The following is a 22,689-nucleotide window of genomic DNA, read 5'->3' as shown; positions in this document are numbered from 1 at the left end:
CTTGCATCTCATATAAGCTCACATGCAAAGGCGAGAATGCCTTGCGAAATGCAACAGAGGCGGTGTGGAAACACCGATATTGCAAAATGTGGAAGTCGCTCGTCGTCGCCATCGCTCTTACCGCAGCGAGTGGCTCGGCCTTTGCCGCTAGCGCGGTCAACAAGGATGCTGAGACCCGTACGCTGATCGTGACCGAAGGCGGCGGCAAGACGGAGCTGGCGCTGGCCGCCGGCGAAACGGTGGAATTCTGCCCGAACGGCTGTTTCGTCACCTTGCCCAATGGTGACCTCGAGGCCCTGACCGGCTCGGAAACGGTCGAAATCTCGGGTGGCGTTGCCCGCATCAAGTAAAGTCGGCAAGCAGATGTAGTAGAGGCCGGGCAATGCCCGGCCTTTTATTGTCCGCGGTAGCGATTGCTTAACAATGACGCGGGAAATATCGTGGCGCCTACCGGCTGCAACCGTGCGTTTTAACGTTCAATACGCCGTTCCGCCGCTATACCGGTGCGAAGACGCCGAAACACGGCGCAACCGGTTATGAATAGGGCAGAACGGACATGGATGCGCGGTCGGACAAGAACGCAATCCCGCTTGCGGTCGACCTCGACGGCACGCTGATTGCGACCGATCTTCTTTGGGAAGGCCTGTTCATCCTGCTTAAGAAGAATCCGCTCTATGTTTTCCTGGTTCCATTCTGGCTGGCCGCCGGCCCGGCGCGGCTGAAACAAGCGATTGCTGACCGCATCGACATCGATCCGGCCTCGCTGCCCTATCGCGAAGCGCTGCTGCAGCGGCTGCGCGCCGACCATCGCGACGGACGCAAGATCGTGCTGGCGACCGGTACGCCACGCAAGTTCGCCGAGACGATCGCCGCGCATCTGGGCGTCTTCGACTATGTGCTGGCGACCGACGGTCCCCACAACATGACCTCGGGCCGCAAGCGCGACGCGCTCATCGCCGCCTATGGCGACGGCGGTTTCGACTATGCCGGCAACAGCCGGCACGACCTCAAGGTTTTCGGAGCCGCACGCAACGCCATCGTCGTGGCGCCCGACCGCCATGCGAGGCGCTGGCAGGCCGCGCATAGCGCCGAAAGGATGCCGGCGCCGAAAAGGACATTGAAGACATTCGTCAAGATGCTGCGGGTGCATCAGTGGCTGAAGAATTCGCTGATAGCGGTGCCGATGGTGCTGTCGCATGAATACTTCAACATCAACATGATCTGGCAATGCCTGCTGGCGTTCGTCGCCTTCAGCGCCGTGGCTTCCGCCATCTACATCCTCAACGATTTCTTCGACCTTGCGCTTGACCGCAAGCACCCGACCAAACGCAACCGGCCTTTCGCCAGCGGCGCGCTGTCGATACCGTTCGGTCTCGGCGCGATGGCCGCTCTGCTGACGATCGGCATTGCCGCCGGGCTTCTGTTGCCGATCGAGTTCCTGGGCGTGCTCGCCGGCTATCTGGTGGTGACCACAGCCTATTCGCTGTCGTTCAAGCGCATGCTCCTGGCCGACGTACTGACGCTGGCGGGGCTCTACACGGTGCGTGTGCTGGCAGGTGCTGCGGCGACCGGGGTCGAAGTCTCGTTCTGGCTGCTCGCCTTCTCGATTTTCTTCTTCCTGTCGCTGGCGCTGGTGAAGCGCTATGTCGAACTGCGCACCACAGCCATTCCGGTGGGCGAGCGCATTGCCGGTCGCGGCTACCGCATCGAAGATCAGGAGATCGTCGCCCAGGCGGGCATGGCGTCGGCCTTCTCCTCGGCGCTGGTGCTGGCGCTCTACATGGACAGCGTCTCCGTGCGCGAACTCTATCCGCATCCCAGGCTGGTCTGGCCGCTGGCGCCGATCGTGCTGTATTTGACCATGCGGGTCTGGATCCTGGCGCGCCGCAACGAGATGAATGATGATCCGGTCATCTTCATCATTCGCGACTGGCGAAGCCAGATCGTCGTGGTGATCGGCGCCGCCCTTCTGGTCGCGGGAGGCTGGTAGGGCATGGCCGGCGAACGGTACCGGAGTTTTGGCCTCGCCACGCCGGCCGCAAAGCGAGCCATCGCGGCCGACGATGCCATCGCGCTGATGCGAAGCGGCAAGGCGACAAAGAACGCTCTGCTCGCCTATGGCAATGGCCGCTCCTACGGTGATTCCTGCCAGAACGGGCCAGGTGCGGTCGTGGACATGCGGCCGCTGAACCGCATCGGCGCCTTCAATGCCGAGACCGGCCTGCTCGAGGCGGAGGCCGGCGTGTTCCTCTCCGATATCATTGCGCACACTGCACCTTACGGTTTCTTTCCGACTGTCGTCCCAGGCACCCAGTTCGTCACCCTTGGCGGCGCGATCGCCAATGACGTCCATGGCAAGAACCATCACCGGCGCGGCACCTTTGGCTGCCATGTCGAGTCGTTCACGCTGCTGCGCTCGGACGGGCGGACCTACACCTGCTCGGCAACCGACAATGCAAGGCTGTTTGCGGCGACGATCGGCGGCATGGGGCTGACCGGCCTGATCCTGTCGGCCTCGATCCGGCTGATGCGGGTGCATTCGCTCGATATCGCCGAGAAGGTAACGCGGTTTGCCGATCTCGGCGAATTCTTCGAACTGGCCGAGGCCGCCGACCAGGCCAATGAATATGCCGTCGCCTGGATCGACCAGCTTGCCGGCGGCCATGGCCGCGGGCGCGGCCTGTTGTTGACAGGCAATCATGCCGAGTATGGCTCGCATGCGGCGTCTCGCGCCGGCTCCCGTTTTTCAGTGCCGTTCCAGCCGCCGTTCAATGTGCTCAACCGGCCGTTCCTCACCGCCTTCAACGCCGCCTATCGGTGGAAGAAGGGGCGCTCGCCGGGGCCGAGCCAAACCGGCTACCAGGGCTTTTTCTTTCCGCTTGATGGTGTCGGCGACTGGAATCGGCTGTATGGCCCGAAAGGTCTCTACCAGCACCAGAGCGTGGTGCCGGGAAATGTCGCGCGTCAGACCGTGCCGGCGCTGCTCGACGCGGCGCGTCGGGCCGGGCAGGGCTCTTTCCTCACCGTGTTGAAGCGCTTCGGCTCGATCCGCTCGCCGGGGCTGCTGTCCTTTCCGCGGCCAGGCTTCACGTTGACGCTGGATTTCCCCAATCGCGGCGACAGGACGCTGGCCCTGCTCAGCGAACTCGACCGCATCACGGTCGCGGCCGGCGGCGCGGTCAACCCGTACAAGGATGCGCGCATGGGCGCTGATACTTTCGCGGCCTCCTTCCCGAATTGGCAGCGGCTTGAAGCGCTGCGCGACCCGGCGTTCGTGTCCAGTTTCTGGCTGCGGACGGCGAAAAAGCTCAACGTCCGGCCAGGGCGTGTCGAGGCAGCTGAATAGGTACAATCCGAATAAGTCTTGGTGAATAGATCGTGAGTTCCGTGGTTTACTCAAAGCATTGTCGTGACTTCACGAAATGTTTGCAGGTTAGTAATAGGATCGTTGCGAGTGGCGGGTGCAAAATATGAAATACATCGTCTTCATTCTGTTCACGGTCATGACCAATGCCGCCGCGCAGCTGATGCTGAAGCAAGGCATGATGTCGCTCGGTCCCATTTCGTTCGAAGGCACCAATCCGCTGTTGAAGCTGTTGCAGGTCGTTTTCAGCCCATGGGTGTTTCTCGGCCTGTGCACCTTCGTCATCTCGATGGCTTCGCATCTCTATGTGCTGTCCAAGGTCGAGCTCAGTTTTGCGTATCCGTTCCTCAGCCTTGCCTATGTCGCGGTTGCGATCTTCGCCTATTTCATCTTCCGCGAGGACCTCAATGCCTGGCGCATTGCCGGCATCGCCTTCATCTGCGTCGGCACCGTGCTGATCGCGCAAAGCGGTCGAGACTTGGGCGGGCGCGGGCATGACGACCAAACCGCTTCCATCATCCCCGACAAGACCAGCGAGATCGTTCGATGAGACATGTTATTTTCGGCGGCGACGGCTTCGTCGGCCGTCATCTTGCCCCGAAGCTTGTGGCCGATGGTGAAGAGGTTGTCGTTGCCGACATCGTCAAGAGCGACCTGACGCACTATCGCAACGTTCGCTTCGTCACCTGCGATGTCACGGATACGGCCTCGGTGGCCAACATCGGATTGAAGGCCGACGACATGATCTACAACCTGTCGGCCAAAATGCTGTCGCCGATCCAGGTGCGGGCCAAGCGTCACGACTTCTTCTTTCCGGTGAATTTCCACGGCACCGAACACATCATGCAGGCGATGGACAAGGCCGGCGCGTCCAAGCTCGTCCACTACACCACCGACATGATCTACGGCCATACGGTCACCCAGCCGATGACCGAGGAACATCCGGTCGCGCCGCTCGGCGAATATGGCTGGTCGAAGCAGAAGACCGAGGAACTCGCCGCGCAATGGCGCAAGCGCGGCATGTCGATCTCGCTGTTTCGCCCGCGTCTGATCATCGGTCCCGGCCGGCTCGGGATCCTGGAAAAGCTGTTCAAACTGATCGACTGGAATTTTCCTGTGCCGATGATCGGCTCGGGCAAGAACCCCTATCAGTTCATCTCGGTGTTCGATTGCGCGGAAGCTGCCCGCTCGGCCTGGAAGGCAGGCGTGCCCAACCAGGCTTATAATCTGGGCTCCCTCAATCCGCCGCCGGTGAAGAAATTGCTGGGCGACCTGATCAAGCATGCCGGCTCGAAATCGCTGCTGATCCCGACGCCGGGCTGGGCGGTCAAGCGCACTCTCGACCTGCTCGATCTCATGAACATGCCGATCATGGATCCCGAACAATATCTGATCGCCGATGAGGAGTGCGTGCTCGACGTATCCAAGGCCGAGCGCCAGCTCGGCTGGGTGCCGCAATATCGCGACGAGGACATGCTGATCGCCGCCTACAGCGAATACCGCGCCAAGAAAGACGGGCTTGCCGTCACCGCCAATCATGTCCCCGCCGAATAAGTGGGACGACCAGGAGAACTCCGAAATGACCGTCATGGCCAAGCCTGAGCAGACGAACGCGCGCACCATGGTCGGCGCGCCGGCGTTGTCGCCTACCGCCATCGCCAAGCCCGACCTGATCAGCGTCGAGCAGGCGAAGGCGATGGATGTCGCGCGCATGACCGACCTGTTCAAGGCGCATCTCAATCCGGGCCAGCTGCATTTCATGAAGCTGCTCGGCTTCCACAAGATCAAGATCGAGCGTGCCGAAGGCATGTTCTACATCGACCAGAACGGCCGCAAGATTCTCGACTTCTTCGGCGGCTTCGGTTCGCTGGCCTTCGGCCACAACCATCCGCGCATCCTGGAGGCCAGGCGCAAATTCCAGGAGGAGAAGCGCCAGGAAATCGCCATCGCCTTCATGTCGCAATATGCATCGGCGCTGGCGCACAACATCGCCAAATGCTCGCCCGGCGATCTCGACATGGTGTTTCTGGGCTCGTCGGGTTCGGAAGCGATGGAAGCGGCGGTGAAGCTCGCCGAGCGCGCCGCCGGGCCGAAGCGGCCGAAGGTCGTCTATGCCGAGAATTCCTTCCACGGCAAGACCAAGGGCGTGCTCGGCATCACCGACGGCCAGCTCTACCGCGCGGACTTCAAGATGGCTGAGAACACCGTGCGCATTCCGTTCGCCGATATCGAAGCGGTCGAGCGGCTGTTCCGCTCCGACCCGGAGGTCGGCGTTATCGTACTCGAGACCATCCAGGGCGGCGGCGGCATCATCCAGGCAGAGGCGCAATACTGGCAGAAATTGCGCGCGCTCTGCGACCACTATGGCGTGCTGTGGGTGGCTGATGAAGTGCAGTGCGGCTATGGCCGGTCCGGCCGCTTCTACGCCTTCGAACATTATGGCGTCGTGCCCGATGTGACGGCGCTGGCCAAGTCGCTCGGCGCAGGCAAGGCGGCGGTCGGCGCGATGGTCGCCCGGCGCGAGGTCTATATGAAGGCCTATGGCACGCCGAAGACGGCGATGATCCATGCCATGGCCACCTTTGGCGGCATGGGCGAGGCCTGCGTCACCGCGATCGAGGGCATCAACGTGCTCTATGATGAGGGGCTGATCGACAACGCCGCCACTACCGGCGACTATCTGCTGCAGCGCCTGCAGGCGCTGAAGGAGAAGTACCCGAAGATCATCAAGGATGTGCGCGGCAAAGGCTTTATGGTCGGGCTCGAGTTCCACGACTTCTCGCAGACCTTGCCGATGGTGCTGCGTCCGATCGTCAGCGTGCTGGACGACAAGCTGAAGGGCTCGCTGTCGGGCTTCGTCGGCGCGCTGTTGCTGCGCGACTATGACGTGCTCGTCGCCTTCACCGAATACAACCGCAACGTCATCCGTCTCGAGCCGCCGCTGATCTGCCAGCGCGAGCATGTCGACCATTTCGTCGATGCCTTCGATAGCCTGCTGTCGCGCGGCATCGTGGGGATCGTGAAGGATTTCGTCAAAAGCCAGGTCCGTTAAAGAAGTCCGTTGAGCGAAGTCCCGAGTCCGACAATGCTGAGCAAGTTTCCCGCCCCGCAAAACACACTCGACCGGCTGACCGCGGCCGCTCTGGCGCGGGGCGAGGGGACTTATGCGCGATGGGCCGCGCCAATCGGCGCGATCGCGTTTTCGCTCTATATCCTGCTGACGGCGTTTACCGCCTGGACGATGCCCGATGCCAATTGGGACATGCTGCCTTATCTCGCAATCGCCGAGGAGGGCGCTTACCCAGATGCGCAGGCGCTACATGACTATGCCTACAGAACGGTCCAGGCCGGCGTTTCGGCCGCCGACTACAAGGCGCTGACAGACGATGGCGGCGGCTTCCGCAGCCATATGGCGCAAAATGCCGCCGACTTCCACTCGCTGCTTGGCATGTACCGGATCAAGTTCCTCTATGCCGAGATGCTGTCGACGATGAGTTCGGTGATGTCGCCGGTCGAGGCGATGCGGGTGCTGCAGGTGGTCTCGGTGCTGCTGTTCGGGATGATCACGCTGCTTTGGCTGCGAACCGAAGGCGCGCTTGCGCTGGCGCCTGTGGTCGGCGCGGTGCTGATCATGGCCGATTTCGGCGATGCCGCACGCGCCTCGACCCCGGATCTGTTGTGCTCGGCGCTGTTCCTCGGCGGGCTGCTTGCCTATGTGCGCGGCCGCGAGGCAGCGACCGCTGTCCTGCTTTTCCTGGCCTTCATGGCGCGGCCGGACAACATCGTGTTCCTGGCCATTTTCGCCGTGCTGCTGCTGGTCTTCCGGCAGCGGGCGTGGGGCGCGCTGGCCGGCTTTGCCGCGTCCTTCGTCGCCTATTTCGCGATTTCGCACTGGGCCCAGCATCCCGGCTGGTGGCCGCATCTGTGGTTCTCCAGCATCGAGCAGCACTACAATATGGATGGCTTCGAGCCGCCGTTCTCGGTTGGCGCCTATCTCAAGGCGTTTGCCGCATCCTTCATTCGCGCTATCAGCATCAACAGCTGGGTCGGGGTCTCGGTTCTGGCGCTGGCCGCGTGGTTTGCGCTCGGCCTCGCCGGCTTCCGGCTCGATCGTCGCGCCGGCATCCTGCTTGCAGCACTGGTGCTTGGCGTGCTGGCGAAATTCACCGTCTTTCCGATCCACGACACCCGCATCTACTTCCCGAACCTTCTGCCGCCCTACCTTTTGCTCGTCGGCCCGATCATGGCGCTGTGGGCGTCGGCAAGCCTGAATGGAAGGCGGCCCATCGCCTTGCAGGCCATACCTGGAGATAAGCCATGAGTTCCATTTCCGGCCTGGCGCGCATCGCCCTTTCGCTCGGCCTGCCCGCCGGCCTGCTCGATCGCGGGCCGGCGTTGCGTGGCACGAAATTCCTGGCCAAGGCGGCGCTGAAGGCGCGGTTTGGCGGTGGGCAAGCCTTCCAGATGGTCAATGTCGGCGCTTGCGACGGCGTGCTGTTCGACGACGTCACGCCGTGGCTGCACCGCATTCCGCGGGCGCGGGCCGTGCTGGTCGAGCCGATCCCGTACAATCAGAAGCGGTTGCGCGCCAACTATCCCGACACGGAACGCTTCGTCATCGAACCGGTCGCGGTGACGAAGACCAAGGGCACGATCACCGTCCACACTTTCGATGCCGCGGCACTCGAGGCCGGCACGCTGCCGATCGAGTTCATCGGCTGCTCGTCGGTCACCGACACCAATCTGATGTCGGGCAAAAATGCCTGGGGCGAGGCCGACGTCAATTTCAACAAGTTCGCGCCGCATCTCAGGGACATCGAAGTGCCGTCGGAGACGTTGCAGACACTGCTCGACCGCAACGGCATCACGCATATCGACGCCTTCCTGGTCGATTGCGAGGGCGCCGACTGGATCGTCTTCGAACAGCTCGATCTCAAGCGCTATCGTCCGGGCATGATCAAGGTCGAGGTCGGCGCGCTGCCGGCCGCCGAAATCGGCCAGGTCGTGGTCAAGCTGAAGACATCAGGCTATCAGGTCGGCTTCCAGGCCGAGGACATCTGGGCCTTCGCCTGAGATAGATCGCCACTGGCGGCACGCCGGCGCGCCGGGTCGCGTCGCATCCGCGACGTGTCGCAAACAGGCGGTAGCTCCATCCACGTCCTCTGCATATTGTGCGCCATCCGAACGGGCGCGGACACGCCTGCTTTATCCCTTGGAGTCGCGGCAATGGCAGAGTTTCCGAAACAGGCGAAGGTCGTCATCGTCGGCCTGGGTGGCATTGTCGGCGCGTCGATCGCGCATCATCTGATCGAGCGCGGCTGGACCGACATTGTCGGCATCGACAAGTCGGGCATCCCGACCGATATCGGCTCGACCGCGCATGCCTCGGACTTCTGCTACACCACGAGCCATGATTTCCTGTCGTGCTGGACGACGCTCTACTCGATCGATTTCTACGAAAAGATGGGCCATTACGCCCGCATCGGCGGTCTCGAAGTGGCGCGCGTCGGCGACGACAGCCGCATGGACGAGATCAAGCGCAAGATCGCCTCGGCCAAATCCTTCGGCACCCGCGCCCGGCTGATCGAACCGGCCGAGATCAAGGAAAAATTCCCGCTGATCGAAGAGTCCATGGTGCAGGGCGGCCTGTGGGATCCGGACGCCGGCCTGGTCATCCCGCGCTCGCAGACTGTCGCCGGCAAGCTGGTCGACCAGGCGGAAGCGTCGGGCAAGTTGAAGTCCTTCGCCAACACGCCGGCCAAATCTCTCATCGTCGAGGAGGGCCGCATCAAGGGCGTCGTCACCGACCGCGGCACGATCATGGCCGATTATGTCATCGTCTGCGCCGGCATCTGGGGCCGGCTGATCGCCGAGATGGTCGGCGAAGACCTGCCGGTCATGCCGATCGATCATCCGCTGACGTTCTTCGGTCCCTACAATGAGTTTGCCGGCACGGGCAATGAGATCGGCTGGCCGCTGCTGCGCGACCAGGGTAATTCGGCCTATATGCGCGACACCGGCGACCCCAGGACCGCCGAAGGCGGCCAGATCGAATGGGGTTACTACGAAGAGACCAATCCGCGTCTTTGCCATCCGCGCGATTTGCTGGAAAAGGATCAGGCGCGGCTGTCGCCGTCGCAGCGCGATCTCGACATGGAGCAGATCCTGGCGCCGCTGGAGCGCGCCATGGAACTGACGCCGATCCTGGGCGAACTCGGCTACAACGAAAGCCATTCCTTCAACGGCCTGTTGCAGGTGACCGCCGATGGCGGCCCGTCCATGGGCGAGAGCCAGAAGGTGAGGGGCCTCTGGTACGCCGTCGCCATCTGGGTCAAGGACGGCCCCGGCATGGGCAAGCTGATCGCCGACTGGATGACGGACGGCCGCACGGAAATCGACCATCACGCCATCGACTATGCGCGCTTCTATCCGCACCAGACGAAAGAGCAGTTCATCTGGGATCGCTGCACCGAGACGGCGATGAAGGTCTACAATCCGGCGGTGCATCCGCGCGAGCCGTTCTCCAAAGGCCGCAACATCCGCCGCTCGCCATTCTGGGAGCGCGAGAAGGAGCTTGGCGGTTACTTCATGGAGCTGGGCGGTTGGGAGCGCGCGCATGGCTATGCCGCCAACGAGCATCTGCTGGAGAAGTATGGCAACCGGGTTCCCATACGTGAGAACGAGTGGGACAATCGCCATTTCTGGCGGGTGTCCAATGCCGAGCACCTGGCGATGAGCGAGGATTGCGGCATCGTCAACCTCTCGCATTTCTCGATGTACGACATCGAAGGGCCGGACCATGTCGCGCTGCTGGAGTGGCTGTGCGCGGCCAAGATTGGTGGCGACAACAATATCGGCAAGGGTATCTACACCCACTTCCTCGACGAGGAAGGCATGGTGCGCGCCGACTTCACCGTCATCCGCATGGCCGACCGCTGCCGTCTGATCGACGGCGCCGACGCCGGTCCGCGCGACTTCCGCTACATGCAGCGCACCGCGCAGGACAAAGGCTTTGACGTCACCATCACCGACGTGACGGAAAAATACGTCACCATCGGCATCTGGGGACCGAACGCGCGGGCGACGCTGCAGAAAGTGGTCGAAAATCCGGATGGTCTCTCGCTCGAGAACTTCCCGTTCGCGGCGATCAAGCCGGTCAGGATCGGCGGCAAGGACGTCACCGCCTTCCGCATCTCTTATGTCGGCGAGCAGGGCTGGGAACTGCACATGCGCTACGAGGACGGCCTGGCCGTTTGGGACGCGCTGCGCTCGACCGGCGTCATGCCGTTCGGCGTCGAGACCTATGCCAACACGCGGCGCATGGAAAAGAGCCTGCGCCTGCAGAACGCCGACCTTCTGACCGAGTACAATCTGCTTGAGGCCGACCTTGCCCGACCGAAGGTCAAGGAGAACGATTTCTGCGGCAAGGCCAAACATGTCGAATACCGCGCCCGCGAGCACCAGCCGGCGATCCTGTGCACGCTGGTGATGACCGAGAACGTCGATGCGAAAGGCGTTGCCCGCTATCCCGTCGGCACCATGCCGGTGATGGATCCGAAGACCGGCGAGACGCTGGTCGACGAACTCGGCCGCCGGTCTTTCACCACGTCGATGGCCTATGGCCCGACCATCGGCAAGAACATCGGCCTCGCCTATCTGCCCTGGGCCCATGCCCAGGAAGGCCGCAAGTTCGCCATCGAATATTTCGGCGAGACCTACCCGGTCGAGGTGGCTGCCGTCGGCTACAAGCCGCTCTACGATCCAGAGAATCTGAAGCCGAGGAGTTGAGCTTCATCGGTTCCAACCAACATATCGAAAAGCCGGCACCTCGCCGGGCTTTTTGCTTTGTCAGCAGCCGGTTTTCGCTTACCTTCGGGTATGTCTGCTTTTTCTTGCGCACGACATTTCCTTTCAGGCAGCGCCGCGCTGGCGCTGGGGCTCTGGCTGGTGCCGCCGGTTCAAGCCGCCGAGCCGGTCGACGTCGAGCTGGTGCTGGCCGTCGACGTGTCGCTGTCGATGTCGCCGGGCGAACTTGAAATCCAGCGTCACGGCTATGCTGCTGCGCTGACGCACGACAATGTTCTGCAGGCCATCGCCGATGGCGCCTACGGCAAGGTCGCCGTCACCTATGTCGAATGGGCGGGAGCGACCACGCAGCAGGTCGTCGTGCCGTGGACGGTGATCGCCAGCCGGGCCGATGCCGAGCGGGTGGCCGCGCAGCTTTCCGCCCATCCGCCGGCCAGCGCCCGGCGCACCTCGATTTCCGGCGCGCTGGAATTCGGCAGCGATCTGTTCGCCGAAAGCGGTTTTCAGGGGACAAAGCGCGTCATCGATATTTCCGGCGACGGGCCCAACAACCAGGGCGCGCCCGTCGACATCACCCGCGACGCGGTGGTCAAGCAAGGCATCATCATCAACGGCCTGCCGCTGATGACGCGCGGCGGGTTCGGCGGCGCCTATGACGTCAACAATCTCGACCGCTACTACAGCGACTGCGTCATCGGCGGTCCCGGATCCTTCATGATCCCGGTCAATGACTGGACGCAGTTTCCCGAAGCCATCCGCCGCAAGCTGGTGCTGGAGCTGGCCGGCGCCGCTTCGCCGCAACGGGCGCGCGAGGAGGCCGGGCATCCGCCGGTGGTGCTGGCGCAGGACCGGCCGACCGACTGCCAGGTCGGCGAAAAGATGTGGCGCGACCGCAGCTGGATGTTCGATGCCCGTTAGCGTTCGCATCATCACGCTGCCGTGAAGGGCCGGTTTCATTGACAAGCCCATGGGCGTCTGTGACACAATTCGGCATCCGAAAAAACAACGGGAACCGACATGAACAAGACCATCGTCGCTGCCGCGGTATTGGCGCTTGCGGCTGCAATATCCGTGCCGGCCGAGGCTGCCACATCGGTCACCATCGGCATCAGCGGATGGACCGGCTTTGCGCCGCTGACGCTCGCCAAGCAGGCCGGCATCTTCGAGAAGCATGGCCTCGACGTGACCCTGAAGAAGGTGCCGCAGGCCAGCCGGCCGCTCGCCATCGCCAGCGGCGATCTGCAATGCGCCGCCACCACGGTCGAGACCTGGCTGGTGTGGAACGCCTCAGGGGTGACCACCAAGCAGATCTTCCAGCTCGACAAATCCTATGGCGCCGACGGCATTGTCGTGCGCAACGACATCAAGACCGTCGCCGACCTCAAGGGCAAGAATGTCGCGTCCTCGGCGCCGGGCACGTCGCCCTATTTCATGCTGGCCTGGGTGCTGAACAAGAACGGCCTGTCGACCAAGGATGTGACCGTCGTCAACCTGGAACCGGATGCGGCGGCGCAAGCCTTCCTCGCCGGCCAGAACGATGCGGCGGTCACCTATGAGCCGTTCATCTCGGCGGTGCGCGACAAGTCCGATCAGGGCCACATATTGGCGACCACGCTCGACTACCCGATGGTGCTCGACACGGTCGGCTGCACGCCTGAATTCCTCACCGCCAATCCCGACGCCGCCAAGGCGCTGGCCGACAGCTATTTCGAAGCGCTCGACCTGATCAAGAGCGATCCGCAGAGATCCTACGAGATCATGGGCGCCGACGTGAAGCAGTCTGCGAAAGAATTCGAGGATTCGGCGAAATACCTGAAATGGGCCGACAAGGCGGAGAACAAGCAGTTTTTCACCAAGGAATTCCAGGACTTTTCCAAGACCGCCGGCGAGCTTCTGCTGCAGATGGGGTTGATCAAGGAAGCGCCAGATGTTGCAGCGCTTGCCGATACCAGCGCGGTGGCGAACTGACAGGCCTCGCCTTTGACCATTGTGCGGCGGCGCCTAGGGCCGCCGCTCTCTCCTGGACAAGTGATGATTTGACGATGCGGACGATCTGAAGATGCGCCCCTTGCATCCGGTGTCGCCGGGCATTCGAACCGTGCTTGGCATTTCCTTCTTCGTGCTGTTCGTCGCCTTCTGGGCGTGGATCACGCTTGGCGGCCACGTCAACCGCATCTTCCTCGCCGACCCGCTGTCGATGCTGCGGGATGGTTGGCGGCTGCTGGTCGAGGACCGCTTCTGGCTCGACATATTGATCACCATCTGGCGGGTCTTCGGCGGGTTCCTGCTGGCGTCGATCGTCGCCGTGCCGATCGGCATCGCCATGGGCGCCTGGAAACCAATAGAGGCGTTTCTGGAGCCGTTCGTCTCCTTCGCCCGCTACCTCCCGGCTTCGGCCTTCATTCCGCTGCTCATCCTGTGGGCCGGCATTGGCGAGCTGGAAAAGCTGCTGGTCATCTTCGTCGGCTCGGTGTTCCAGATCATCCTGATCGTCGCGGTCAAGGTGGGCTCGACGCGGCGCGACCTGGTCGAGGCGGCCTATACGCTGGGCTCGACCAACAGCGGTATCGTCAAACGGGTCATCATGCCGGCCAATGCGCCCGAGATTGCCGAGACGCTGCGGCTGGTGCTCGGCTGGGCTTGGACCTATGTCATCGTCGCCGAGCTGATCGGTTCGTCCTCAGGCATCGGCTACATGATCATCAACAGCCAGTCGCGGCTGGCGACAGGGCAGATCATCTTCGGCATCATCGTCATCGGGCTGATCGGACTGTTGTCCGACTTCGCCTTCAAGGCGTTCAATCGCTGGCTCTTTCCCTGGAGCCTGGCATGAGCAAGTTGCTTATCGAAGGCGTCTCGCGAACCTTCGCCGGCGTGCGCGGCGGGCAGCCGGTCAAGGCGCTGATGCCGGTCGACCTTGCGGTCGCGGCCAACGACTTCATCACCATTCTGGGGCCGTCCGGCTGCGGGAAGTCGACGCTGCTCAGGATCGTTGCCGGCCTGGAAGCGCCGAGCGAAGGCCGTGTGCTGCTCGACGGCAAGGCGGTGACGCGGCCGGGACCGGATCGCGGCATGGTGTTCCAGTCCTACACGCTGTTTCCGTGGCTAACGGTGGCGCAGAATATCGCCTTCGGCCTGCGCGAACGTGGCATGGCCGAAAAGGAGCGAGACGGGATCGTCGCTTCCTATGTCGACCTCGTCGGGCTCAAGGGCTTCGAGAACCATTGGCCAAAGCAGCTGTCCGGCGGCATGCAGCAGCGCACGGCGATCGCCCGGGCGCTGGCCAACGACCCCGAAATCCTGTTGCTGGACGAGCCGTTCGGTGCGCTCGACAACCAGACGCGCGGACTGATGCAGGAACTGCTGCTCGGCATCTGGGAGCGGCGCAAGAAGACAGTGCTGTTCGTCACCCACGACATCGAGGAGGCGATCTTCATGGCTTCGCGGGTGATCGTGATGAGCGCGCGGCCAGGCCGCATCAAGTCGGATGTCGCCATCGACCTGCCGCATCCACGCCACTACACGCTGAAGACCAGCCCGGAATTCTCGGCGCTCAAGGCGCGGCTGACCGAGGATATCCGCGTCGAGGCGATGCGGACGGCGCAGGCGCAGCCCGCCGAAGCCTGAGTGCGTTTTCGGATCAGGCCGCCAGCAATTGCTTGCGGTCGACGCGCTCCTGCTGCGGCGAGCGGGCATAGAGTTCGCGGTAGCATTTGGAGAAATGCGACGCCGAGACGAAGCCGCAGGCGACCGCTACCTCGACCACCGGCATCGATGACTGGATCAGCAGATGCCGGGCACGGTCGAGGCGAATCTCGAGATAGTAGCGGGCAGGGGAGCGGCCCATCTCGGTGCGGAACAGCCGCTCGATCTGGCGGCGCGACAGGTCGACATGGTCGGCGATCTCGATCAGCGACAGCGGTTCGGAGAGATTGCCTTCCATCAGTTCGATGATGGTCAGCACCTTGGAATTCTGGACGCCCAGGCGCGCGCGCAGCGGCAGGCGCTGGCGGTCGGTCGGGCTGCGCACGCGGTCGGTCAACACCTGCTCGCAGACGCGGTTGACCAGATTGTCGTCGAAATCGTCGCCGATCAGCTTGAGCATCATGTCGAGGGCGGCGGTGCCGCCGGCGCAGGTGTAGATGTTCTGGTCGATCTCGAAGAGGTCGGCAAAGACGTTGGCCTTGGGAAAGGCCTCGGAAAAGCCCGGCAGGTTTTCCCAATGGATGGCGCAGCGCTTGTTGGAGAGCAGGCCGGCGGCGGCAAGGATATGCGCGCCGGTGCACAGGCCGCCGACGGCGACGCCTCTGTTGTATTCCTCGCGCAGCCAGGCGAAGGCCGACCTATTCTGGTAGCGCTCGACATTCATGCCGCTGCAGACGATGGCCATGTTCGGCCGATCCGGCCCGGCCATTTTCTTGCGCTCTTCCTCGAGCGAGGTGTTGACGGCGCATTCGACGCCGTTGGAGGCGCGCACCGGCTTGCCGTCGATGCTGGCGAGGCGCCAGCGATAGGCCTCATAGCCGAGCATGCGGTTGGCCGAGCGCAGCGGGTCGAGCGCCGTCGCAAAGGCGATCATGGTGAAGTCCGGGACAAGGAAGAATACAAACGATCGCTTGATCGGATGCTTTACGGCGTTCAAGGGAACCTCACGCGGCCATGGCGCGAACAGGATGTCGCGAACAGCACAGCGACATCAGGAAAAGCCATTCCTGTCAATTGGCTAGGGGGCTAAGCGGAAACTATATTTGCGACATGGGTCGCAAATGAGCAATCGTCCGGGATGACAGGCACGGGCTGCCGACGGATTGGGCGTGGTGGCGGCGGCATAGGTGCCAAAAATGAGAAACGCCGCTTCGGTCAAGCCGAAGCGGCGCTGTTATCGACTGTCGGCAGCGGCAGGGAAGCGCTGAGCGCTAGCCGTTATCTCAGGCAACGAAACCGAGGCGCACCGCATTCATGGCACCGGTCTGGCCGGGCATGGTATTGGCAAGGCGCTGGCGCTCGAGAGCGGTCGTCAGGTTCATTTCGCGGCGGGCAAAGAGGCGGGCAAAAAGCTTCATCATCATCTCCTATCGGTTGCTCAGACGGGTCGCCTTCGCTTGATGGAGTGGGGCAGCTCGTTTGCTGACGGTGATATAGGCCTGCGTGAGCAGAAACTAAATCGCAAATGCGAAGCGCTTGAATGGAAATGCGACATCGTTTGCGACATTATTGGGCATGGTGCCCAAAATTTACGATTACTTACAGTGTGTTACCGGCGACATTGAGGCGCCATGCAAGTGACGCATATGCGCCATGCAGCGGCGACACGGCTCTGAAAATCATTTGAGTGCAAATAAGTTGGAGAAAGCCTGCAGGGCGAATAGAGAAGGCCTGCCGGGCTGGTCTGCGCGGCAGGCCTTCAGCACAAGGTACACAATGGTTTACTTTGCTCCAGCCTAGGATCCGACGCCGTGGCGTGCACCGGTCTTGGTGTCGGCAGCTTCAGGCCAGCCGATATCCTTCTGCAGTTCGATCGGCAGCGAGCGGATCGCACGTTCGGTCTGGAAGCGGGCGCGGGCCGCGCTCAATTCGGTCGCAAGCCGACCGATGGATGACAGGATAGACATTTCATTCTCCTTTGGTTGTGGCACGTCCCGCATGAACGCGTTCCGTCGCCTGGATATTCCGCATCGAGTGCAATTCCGTGTCAGGAGCGTTGGGGCCATGGCACGTCCTGCCTTCGATGGAGTTGACTATCCTCCCAATCTGATGTTCAATCAAACGAAATGGAATGATGCTTCACATCAGAAAAATTGAAGGTCGATCCCGATGAACGCCCCACTCAATCATCCGCTGCCGCTGCTCGATCTCGACGTTTTGCGCACCTTCGTGGCCATTGCCGAGACCGGCAGTTTCACCACGGCGGCCAATGCGGTGTTCCGCACGCCGTCGGCGGTCTCCATGCAGATCAAGAAGCTCGAGGACATTCTCGGGCGCTCTGTTTTCGCGCGGGATGCGCGCTCGGTGACGCTGACCACGGATGGCGAGATGCTGCTCGGTTATGCCCGCCGGCTGTTGTCGATCAACCGCGAGGTGGTGTCGAAGTTCATCATCCCCGAGATCGTCGGCGTGGTGCGGCTCGGCTCGCCGGACGACTATGGCGAGCGCGTGTTGCCGCATGTGCTGAAGCGTTTCGCGCAGTCGCATCCGTCGATTGCCGTCGACGTCACCATCGACCAGAGCAGCAATCTGCGCCGCCGCATGGATGACCGGGCGCTCGACATCACGCTGCTGACCAATTCCTACAAGACCAGCGCACTCGGCGCCGAGGTGCTGCTCACCGAGCCGATCGTCTGGGCCGGCGCCAAGGGCGGCAGCGCGCATCTGCGCGAGCCTTTGCCGGTGTCGCTGTGGGAAGAGGGCTGCGCCTGGCGGGCCGGCGCGCTCGATGCGCTGAGCCGTGAAGGCCGCAATTACCGCATCGCCTATATGAGCGCCCACACGGCAGGCCAGCGCGCCGCCATCATGTCGGATCTCGCGGTTGCACCGTTGCCGAAGTCGTTCCTGGGCAACGACATGGTCGAGCTTTGCCCGAAGGACGGCATGCCCGATATCGGCACCTACAATCTGGCGATGGTGGTGTCGCCGGACGCCAGCGCGCCGGTCAAGGCCGTCGCCGACCATATCCGTGCGACGTTCGAGCTTTTCCGCGAAACCGGCAAGTTCTAGAGCGGTTCACCGTTTCACGGAAACGGCGAGCCGCTCTAACTCCTTGTTTTGACTCAATTCCCAAGGGAAAGCGCTACACGCTTTCCCGGGAAAACCGTTTTACACTTTTCCTGGAATTGCTCTGCTATTCCGCTGCTTGGGCGGGGCGCGCCGCGAGAGCGGGTCGCGCCGTGCGCCGCGCAGTTGCGCGCCGCTTGGTGGGCTCACCTTCAAGGAAGGCGACGATGCTGTCCCTGGCGCGACGCGCCTCCGGCATCTCGATCAGCGGCCAGACGTGGAACATGCCTTCCTCATAGACGACGTCGATATCGACGCCGGCAGCGCGTGCCTTTTTGGCGAAGATCAGATTGTCGGGGCTGAGCAGGTCGTGCGAGCCGGTCAGAAGCAGGGTCTGCGGCAGCACCGAGAGGTCGCCATAGAGCGGACTGATATGCCAGTCCCTGCGATCGATGCCGGCACTGTACATGCGGATCGCTTCCAGCCCGCCGGAAATGCCGAGCCACGGATCGTTGCGTTCCGCCTCGAACACTTCGGGGTTGGACAGCGACATGTCGAGGCCGGGTGAAATCAGCACGTGGCGCGACGGCAAGGGCAGGCCTTCCTCAGCCGCCATCATGGTCAGCACGACGGCCATGTTGCCGCCCGCGGAATCGCCCATGAAGACGATGTCTTCAGCGTCGGTCTCATCCAGCATCTGCCGGTAGACGTCGCCGACCATGCCGAACATGGCGTGGAAATCATGCTCCGGCGCGATGGGATAGATCGGCACGGTGATGCCGAAACCCAAGCGCTCGGCCACCTCGGCGATCAACCCCCAATGATAGGATGTGATCTGGAAGACATAGGCGCCGCCATGCATGTAGAGGATGCGCCTGCGTTCGCCGGCCTTCGGCGCGATTTCATAGACAGGGAAGCCATCGACGCTGCGCTCGGTGATATCGAGCTGCTCCCGCAGCAATGCCGGGGGATGATGATCCTCGGTCTTGCGGGCATAGGCGATCCAGCGCTGCAGGTTTTCCGGGCTGGCAAATGCCTTCTTGCGGCTGTGCCGGAGGATGAAGGAAACGAGGTGGCTTTTGAAACTGGGCATTCGCGTACACAAGCTCGGCCGCAGCCGACTAAGAGAATTCCCCCACTGTCTCGAAGATCGTACCTCCAGCCGAAATGTCAAGATTCTGGCCCAAGCCAACACGGTTGTTTGATCAGCCAGGTCCGCTGTTTTGCGCAGCGCGGCTCAGCGCCGGGGCAGCAGCGCGGCGCGCAGCTTGACGTCGGTCGCAGCCGGGACCATGCGGCGGCCCCGGCGCTTGGTCAGCAATTTGCACTTGTCGGCGAAGGTCATCAGCGGCCCGAGCCCAGGATCAGACGCGACAGGTTGGTCTGGGCGTCGATGCGCGGCGACACGGGCCAGCCGATGTCCTTCTGGATTTCGGGTGGCAGGTTGTTCATGGCGCGCACGGCCTGTGCATTCTTCATGGCCGCACGAAAACGGCCCAGGGTCTCGAACATCTCTATTCTCCTTTGGAGCGTTGTGGCGGCGGAATAGTCCGGTCCGCCATTCGATGTCCGTTAAATGCTTCACGTCTGTATCGGACGGATTGCGCCAAAACAGCGTTTCGGTTTCCAGATCGGTGCGATCTGGAAACATTTGCATACAAATGAAGTTGGGCGAATTGGCGGCCTTCGTAAGGCGGCTTATTCCCGGCTGCGCCTGGCGGCATGGCCTTCGCGCGAACGCCGGCGCGGGGCGGCGTCGCCGGCGACGCCATCCTCGCTGACGGTCTTGCGTGGCGGCAATTTCACCGCCGCCGACAGTTTCGGGAACGGATCGACCTTGTTGGGAAGCGCCATGGCGTAGACGAAATGCTCCTGGAATTTCGGCTCCAGTGCGGTCTCAATCTTCTCGATGTGGCTGACCGTGTCCTCGATCTCGCGGCGATAGCCGCGGTTGAGCAGCGCCATCCGCGCACCGGCGCCGGCGGCGTTGCCGACGGCCGAGACCTTGTCGAGGTCGCAGTCCGGGATCAGGCCGAGCACCATGGCGTATTTCGGATCGATGAACGAGCCGAAGGCGCCGGCGAAATGGATGCGGTCGACGTGTTCGGTGTTCTGCTTTTCCATCAGAAGCTTGGTGCCGGCATAGAGCGCCGCCTTGGCAAGCTGGATGGCGCGCACGTCGGTCTGCGTGATGGTGATCTTGGGTTCGCCTTCCTTCAAGACATAAGAGAAGGTGCGGCCGTTGACCGTGACGCGCGGCGACCGCTCGGCCAGCGACCCGTCGATGACGCCATCCTCGGAGATGATGCCGGCGAGGTACATTTCGGCCACGATCTCGATGATGCCGGAGCCGCAGATGCCGGTGACGCCGGTCGCCTGCACGCTATCGAGGAAGCCGGGATCGTCGGACCAGAGTTCAGAGCCGATGACGCGGTATTTCGGCTCGAGCGTATCGGGGTCGATGCGCACGCGCTCGATTGCGCCGGGGGCGGCACGTTGGCCGCCGGAGATTTCGGCGCCCTCGAAGGCCGGGCCGGTAGGCGAGGAGGCTGCGACCACCCGCTTGCGGTTGCCAAGCACGATCTCGGCATTGGTGCCGACGTCGACGATCAGCATCATCTCGTCCTGGCGGTGCGGGCCTTCCGACAGCGTCACCGCCGCCGCATCGGCGCCGACATGGCCGGCAATACAGGGCAGCATATAGAGGCGGGCGCCCTGGTTGAGCTTCAGGCCGATATCGGAGGCCTTGATGCGCACCGCGCCCGAGACGGCGAGCGCGAAGGGCGCGCCGCCGAGTTCGGTCGGATCGATGCCGAGGAACAGATGGTGCATGATCGGATTGCCGACAAAGACGGAATCCAGGATGTCGTTGCGCTGGACATTGCCTTCCGCGCAGACCTTGTCGACCAGGCCCGAGATCGCCTCGCGCACGGCGACCGTCATGCCTTCGCGGCCGTCCGGGTTCATCATCACATAGGAGACGCGGCTCATCAGATCCTCGCCGAAGCGGATCTGCGGGTTGGAGGTGCCCGACGAAGCGGCGACGCGGCCCGACAGCAACGACACCAGATGCATGGCGATGGTGGTCGAGCCGATGTCGCAGGCCAGTCCATAGGCCTCGTTCTTGAGGCCGGGCCAGAGTGCTATGACGCGGGCGATGTCGCTTTCGGCATCCTTGTGGATGGCCGCGGTCGCGGTCCAGTTACCCTTGCGCAGTATGCCTTGCATCTGCGGCATCAGGTAGAAGTCGAATTCGAGGTTTTTAAAGCCCCAATCCTTCATCAAGGCGATCTTGAGGCGGTCGAGATCGCCCAGCGGCTTGTGCATGTCGGGCTCTTCGATCTCGACATAGCACATGCGGATCGCCGCATCGCGGGCGATGACGCGCGTGTCGGCATCCTTGCGGATGGTCTGGGCGTTGATAACCGTGTCCTGCGGCACGTCGATGACGAGGTCGCCGAGAATCTGCGCCGAGCAGGACAGGCGGCGCCGCTCGGGCAGGCCGCGGACGCGCTCATAGCGCTCTTCCTTGGCGCCCTTGGGCGAGATGTGGTCGTTGGACGAGACGATCTTGTGCTTGGCGAAATTGCCTTCCTGCACTTCGATCTGGCAGCGACCGCAGGTGGCGCGGCCACCGCAGACGCTCTCGACATAGACGCCGAGCTGACGCGCGGCATCGAGCACCGGTGTGCCGACGGGAAACCGCCCGCGCTTGCCTGACGGCATGAACAGCACGAGCGGATCAGTAATGTTTGCAGGCGAGTTCACGATTGCGCGCTTATCCCCTGGCCATGCGGGCTTCACGGCCGCCGCGACGGCGACCGCCATTGCCATTGCCGCCGCCTTCGCCCGGAGCGTTAACCGCGGTGGGCGCTGCGACCGCCTGACCGCCTTCGGCCGGCTTGTAGTCCTTGTAGGTCCTGATCCAGTTGGTGCAGTTCTCGTCGGTGCCGTTGAGCACATTGGCGCCGCGCACGGCTTCCATTTCCTGCGGGCGCACCGGGTTCATGATCGCCGAGGTCATGCCGGCGCCGATCACCATCGGGATGAAGGCGGCGTTGATGCCGTGGCGGTGCGGCAGGCCGAACGAGATGTTGGACAGGCCGCAGGTGGTGTTGACCTTGAGCTCTTCACGCAGGCGGCGCAACAGCGCGAAGACCTGGCGGCCGGCATCGCCGAGCGCGCCGATCGGCATCACCAGCGGGTCAACGACGACGTCATGCGCCGGAATGCCGAAATCGGCGCAGCGCTGCACGATCTTCTTGGCGACGGCGAAGCGCACATCCGGATCCATCGAAATGCCGGTCTCGTCGTTGGAGATGGCGACGACTGGAACGTTGTACTTCTTGACCAGCGGCAGGATGGCTTCGAGCTTTTCCTCTTCGCCAGTCACGGAGTTGACCAGCGGCCGGCCCTTGGCGACCTTGAGCGCTGCCTCGATGGCGGCGGTCACCGACGAGTCGATCGACAGCGGCAGGTCGACCAGGCCCTGGACGATCTCCAGCGTCTGCACGAGCAGGCCGGGTTCGGTTTCGTTCGGATTAACGGAGGTGACGCCGGCATTGACGTCGAGCATGGTGGCGCCGCAGGCGGCCTGTTCCAGCGCATCCTTGATGACGGTCTCGAAATTGCCGGCGATCATCTCGGCGGCCAGCTTCTTGCGGCCGGTTGGGTTGATGCGCTCGCCGATGACGCAGAAAGGCTGGTCGAAGCCGATGATGATCTCTCGTGTCGCCGAGGCGACGATGGTCCGGGTCATGAAGTTTCTCCGCCTGATATAAAGATTTCTTTATATCGTTGTCTGGTTT

21 protein-coding genes are annotated in these 22,689 nt (G+C 62.8%); 14 read left to right on the top strand and 7 right to left on the bottom strand.

Annotated elements, in window-relative coordinates; all coding sequences use genetic code 11:
• Window positions 1-86 precede the first annotated feature (86 nt).
• The 13 genes from X750_RS158580 (at window position 87) to X750_RS158640 (ending at window position 14,797) form a co-directional block, all read left to right on the top strand.
• Window positions 87-350, top strand: coding sequence for a hypothetical protein (locus tag X750_RS158580; RefSeq protein ID WP_023670370.1), 264 nt, complete (start codon window positions 87-89; stop codon window positions 348-350).
• Between the two features lie 206 nt (window positions 351-556).
• Entirely contained in the window at window positions 557-1,990 is a 1,434-nt protein-coding gene (locus X750_RS158585; RefSeq protein ID WP_023746836.1) for a UbiA family prenyltransferase, read from the top strand.
• 3 nt (window positions 1,991-1,993) lie between these two features.
• Entirely contained in the window at window positions 1,994-3,346 is a 1,353-nt protein-coding gene (locus X750_RS158590) for an FAD-binding oxidoreductase (RefSeq protein ID WP_023746835.1), read from the top strand.
• A 124-nt stretch (window positions 3,347-3,470) separates the two neighbouring features.
• Window positions 3,471-3,914 carry an EamA family transporter gene (locus tag X750_RS158595; RefSeq protein WP_023699265.1) on the top strand — a complete coding sequence of 148 codons (444 nt, stop codon included), beginning with the start codon at window positions 3,471-3,473 and terminating at the stop codon, window positions 3,912-3,914.
• A complete protein-coding gene (locus X750_RS158600) occupies window positions 3,911-4,918 on the top strand; it encodes an NAD(P)-dependent oxidoreductase (protein ID WP_023670374.1) in 1,008 nt (335 codons plus the stop codon). The genes X750_RS158595 and X750_RS158600 overlap by 4 nt, the downstream gene beginning before the upstream one ends.
• 67 nt (window positions 4,919-4,985) lie before the next feature.
• Complete coding sequence (locus tag X750_RS158605) at window positions 4,986-6,416, top strand: aspartate aminotransferase family protein (RefSeq protein WP_245271816.1); 1,431 nt, start codon at window positions 4,986-4,988, stop codon at window positions 6,414-6,416.
• A 33-nt stretch (window positions 6,417-6,449) separates the two neighbouring features.
• Window positions 6,450-7,685, top strand: a complete 1,236-nt coding sequence (locus tag X750_RS158610) for a glycosyltransferase 87 family protein (RefSeq protein WP_023746833.1) — start codon at window positions 6,450-6,452, stop codon at window positions 7,683-7,685.
• Window positions 7,682-8,437, top strand: a complete 756-nt coding sequence (locus X750_RS158615) for an FkbM family methyltransferase (protein ID WP_023746832.1) — start codon at window positions 7,682-7,684, stop codon at window positions 8,435-8,437. The genes X750_RS158610 and X750_RS158615 overlap by 4 nt, the downstream gene beginning before the upstream one ends.
• A gap of 153 nt (window positions 8,438-8,590) precedes the next feature.
• A complete protein-coding gene (locus tag X750_RS158620) occupies window positions 8,591-11,152 on the top strand; it encodes an FAD-dependent oxidoreductase (protein WP_023746831.1) in 2,562 nt (853 codons plus the stop codon).
• Window positions 11,153-11,242: 90 nt separating this feature from the next.
• Window positions 11,243-12,088, top strand: coding sequence for a DUF1194 domain-containing protein (locus tag X750_RS158625; RefSeq protein ID WP_023691008.1), 846 nt, complete (start codon window positions 11,243-11,245; stop codon window positions 12,086-12,088).
• A 99-nt stretch (window positions 12,089-12,187) separates the two neighbouring features.
• A complete protein-coding gene (locus X750_RS158630) occupies window positions 12,188-13,138 on the top strand; it encodes an ABC transporter substrate-binding protein (RefSeq protein ID WP_023670382.1) in 951 nt (316 codons plus the stop codon).
• Window positions 13,139-13,229: 91 nt separating this feature from the next.
• A complete protein-coding gene (locus X750_RS158635; RefSeq protein WP_023688107.1) occupies window positions 13,230-14,003 on the top strand; it encodes an ABC transporter permease in 774 nt (257 codons plus the stop codon).
• A complete protein-coding gene (locus X750_RS158640) occupies window positions 14,000-14,797 on the top strand; it encodes an ABC transporter ATP-binding protein (protein ID WP_023746830.1) in 798 nt (265 codons plus the stop codon). The genes X750_RS158635 and X750_RS158640 overlap by 4 nt, the downstream gene beginning before the upstream one ends.
• A gap of 13 nt (window positions 14,798-14,810) precedes the next feature.
• Here X750_RS158640 and X750_RS158645 read toward each other — a convergent pair whose 3' ends face one another.
• The 3 genes from X750_RS158645 to X750_RS1000000164155 form a co-directional block, all read right to left on the bottom strand.
• Complete coding sequence (locus X750_RS158645; RefSeq protein ID WP_348524244.1) at window positions 14,811-15,749, bottom strand: GlxA family transcriptional regulator; 939 nt, start codon at window positions 15,747-15,749, stop codon at window positions 14,811-14,813.
• A gap of 349 nt (window positions 15,750-16,098) precedes the next feature.
• Window positions 16,099-16,233, bottom strand: a complete 135-nt coding sequence (locus X750_RS1000000167330; protein ID WP_023681787.1) for a hypothetical protein — start codon at window positions 16,231-16,233, stop codon at window positions 16,099-16,101.
• A 378-nt stretch (window positions 16,234-16,611) separates the two neighbouring features.
• The gene (locus X750_RS1000000164155; RefSeq protein ID WP_084567106.1) at window positions 16,612-16,782 is read right to left on the bottom strand and encodes a hypothetical protein; all 171 of its coding nucleotides are present in this window, start codon (window positions 16,780-16,782) and stop codon (window positions 16,612-16,614) included.
• Between the two features lie 202 nt (window positions 16,783-16,984).
• Between X750_RS1000000164155 and X750_RS158650 the strand changes: the two genes are divergently transcribed.
• Window positions 16,985-17,884: a LysR substrate-binding domain-containing protein gene (locus tag X750_RS158650; RefSeq protein WP_023670389.1), complete on the top strand. Its 900-nt coding sequence runs from the start codon at window positions 16,985-16,987 to the stop codon at window positions 17,882-17,884.
• A gap of 124 nt (window positions 17,885-18,008) precedes the next feature.
• Here X750_RS158650 and X750_RS158655 read toward each other — a convergent pair whose 3' ends face one another.
• The 4 genes from X750_RS158655 to X750_RS158665 form a co-directional block, all read right to left on the bottom strand.
• Window positions 18,009-18,974 (bottom strand): alpha/beta hydrolase, encoded by a 966-nt coding sequence (locus X750_RS158655; protein WP_023688109.1) that lies wholly within the window; start codon window positions 18,972-18,974, stop codon window positions 18,009-18,011.
• A 251-nt stretch (window positions 18,975-19,225) separates the two neighbouring features.
• Complete coding sequence (locus X750_RS1000000166325; protein ID WP_196813564.1) at window positions 19,226-19,393, bottom strand: hypothetical protein; 168 nt, start codon at window positions 19,391-19,393, stop codon at window positions 19,226-19,228.
• Between the two features lie 186 nt (window positions 19,394-19,579).
• Complete coding sequence (locus X750_RS158660) at window positions 19,580-21,709, bottom strand: ASKHA domain-containing protein (protein WP_032904359.1); 2,130 nt, start codon at window positions 21,707-21,709, stop codon at window positions 19,580-19,582.
• The gene (locus X750_RS158665) at window positions 21,660-22,640 is read right to left on the bottom strand and encodes a methyltetrahydrofolate cobalamin methyltransferase (protein WP_023688111.1); all 981 of its coding nucleotides are present in this window, start codon (window positions 22,638-22,640) and stop codon (window positions 21,660-21,662) included. Before X750_RS158665 ends, X750_RS158660 begins: the two co-directional genes overlap by 50 nt.
• Window positions 22,641-22,689 lie beyond the last annotated feature (49 nt).

The sequence above is a fragment of the Mesorhizobium sp. LNJC391B00 genome, from assembly GCF_000502535.1.
In the GTDB taxonomy this organism is placed as follows: domain Bacteria; phylum Pseudomonadota; class Alphaproteobacteria; order Rhizobiales; family Rhizobiaceae; genus Mesorhizobium.
The sequence above is the reverse complement of the archived record's forward strand: the minus strand, read 5'-3'. Positions and strand labels throughout refer to the sequence as shown.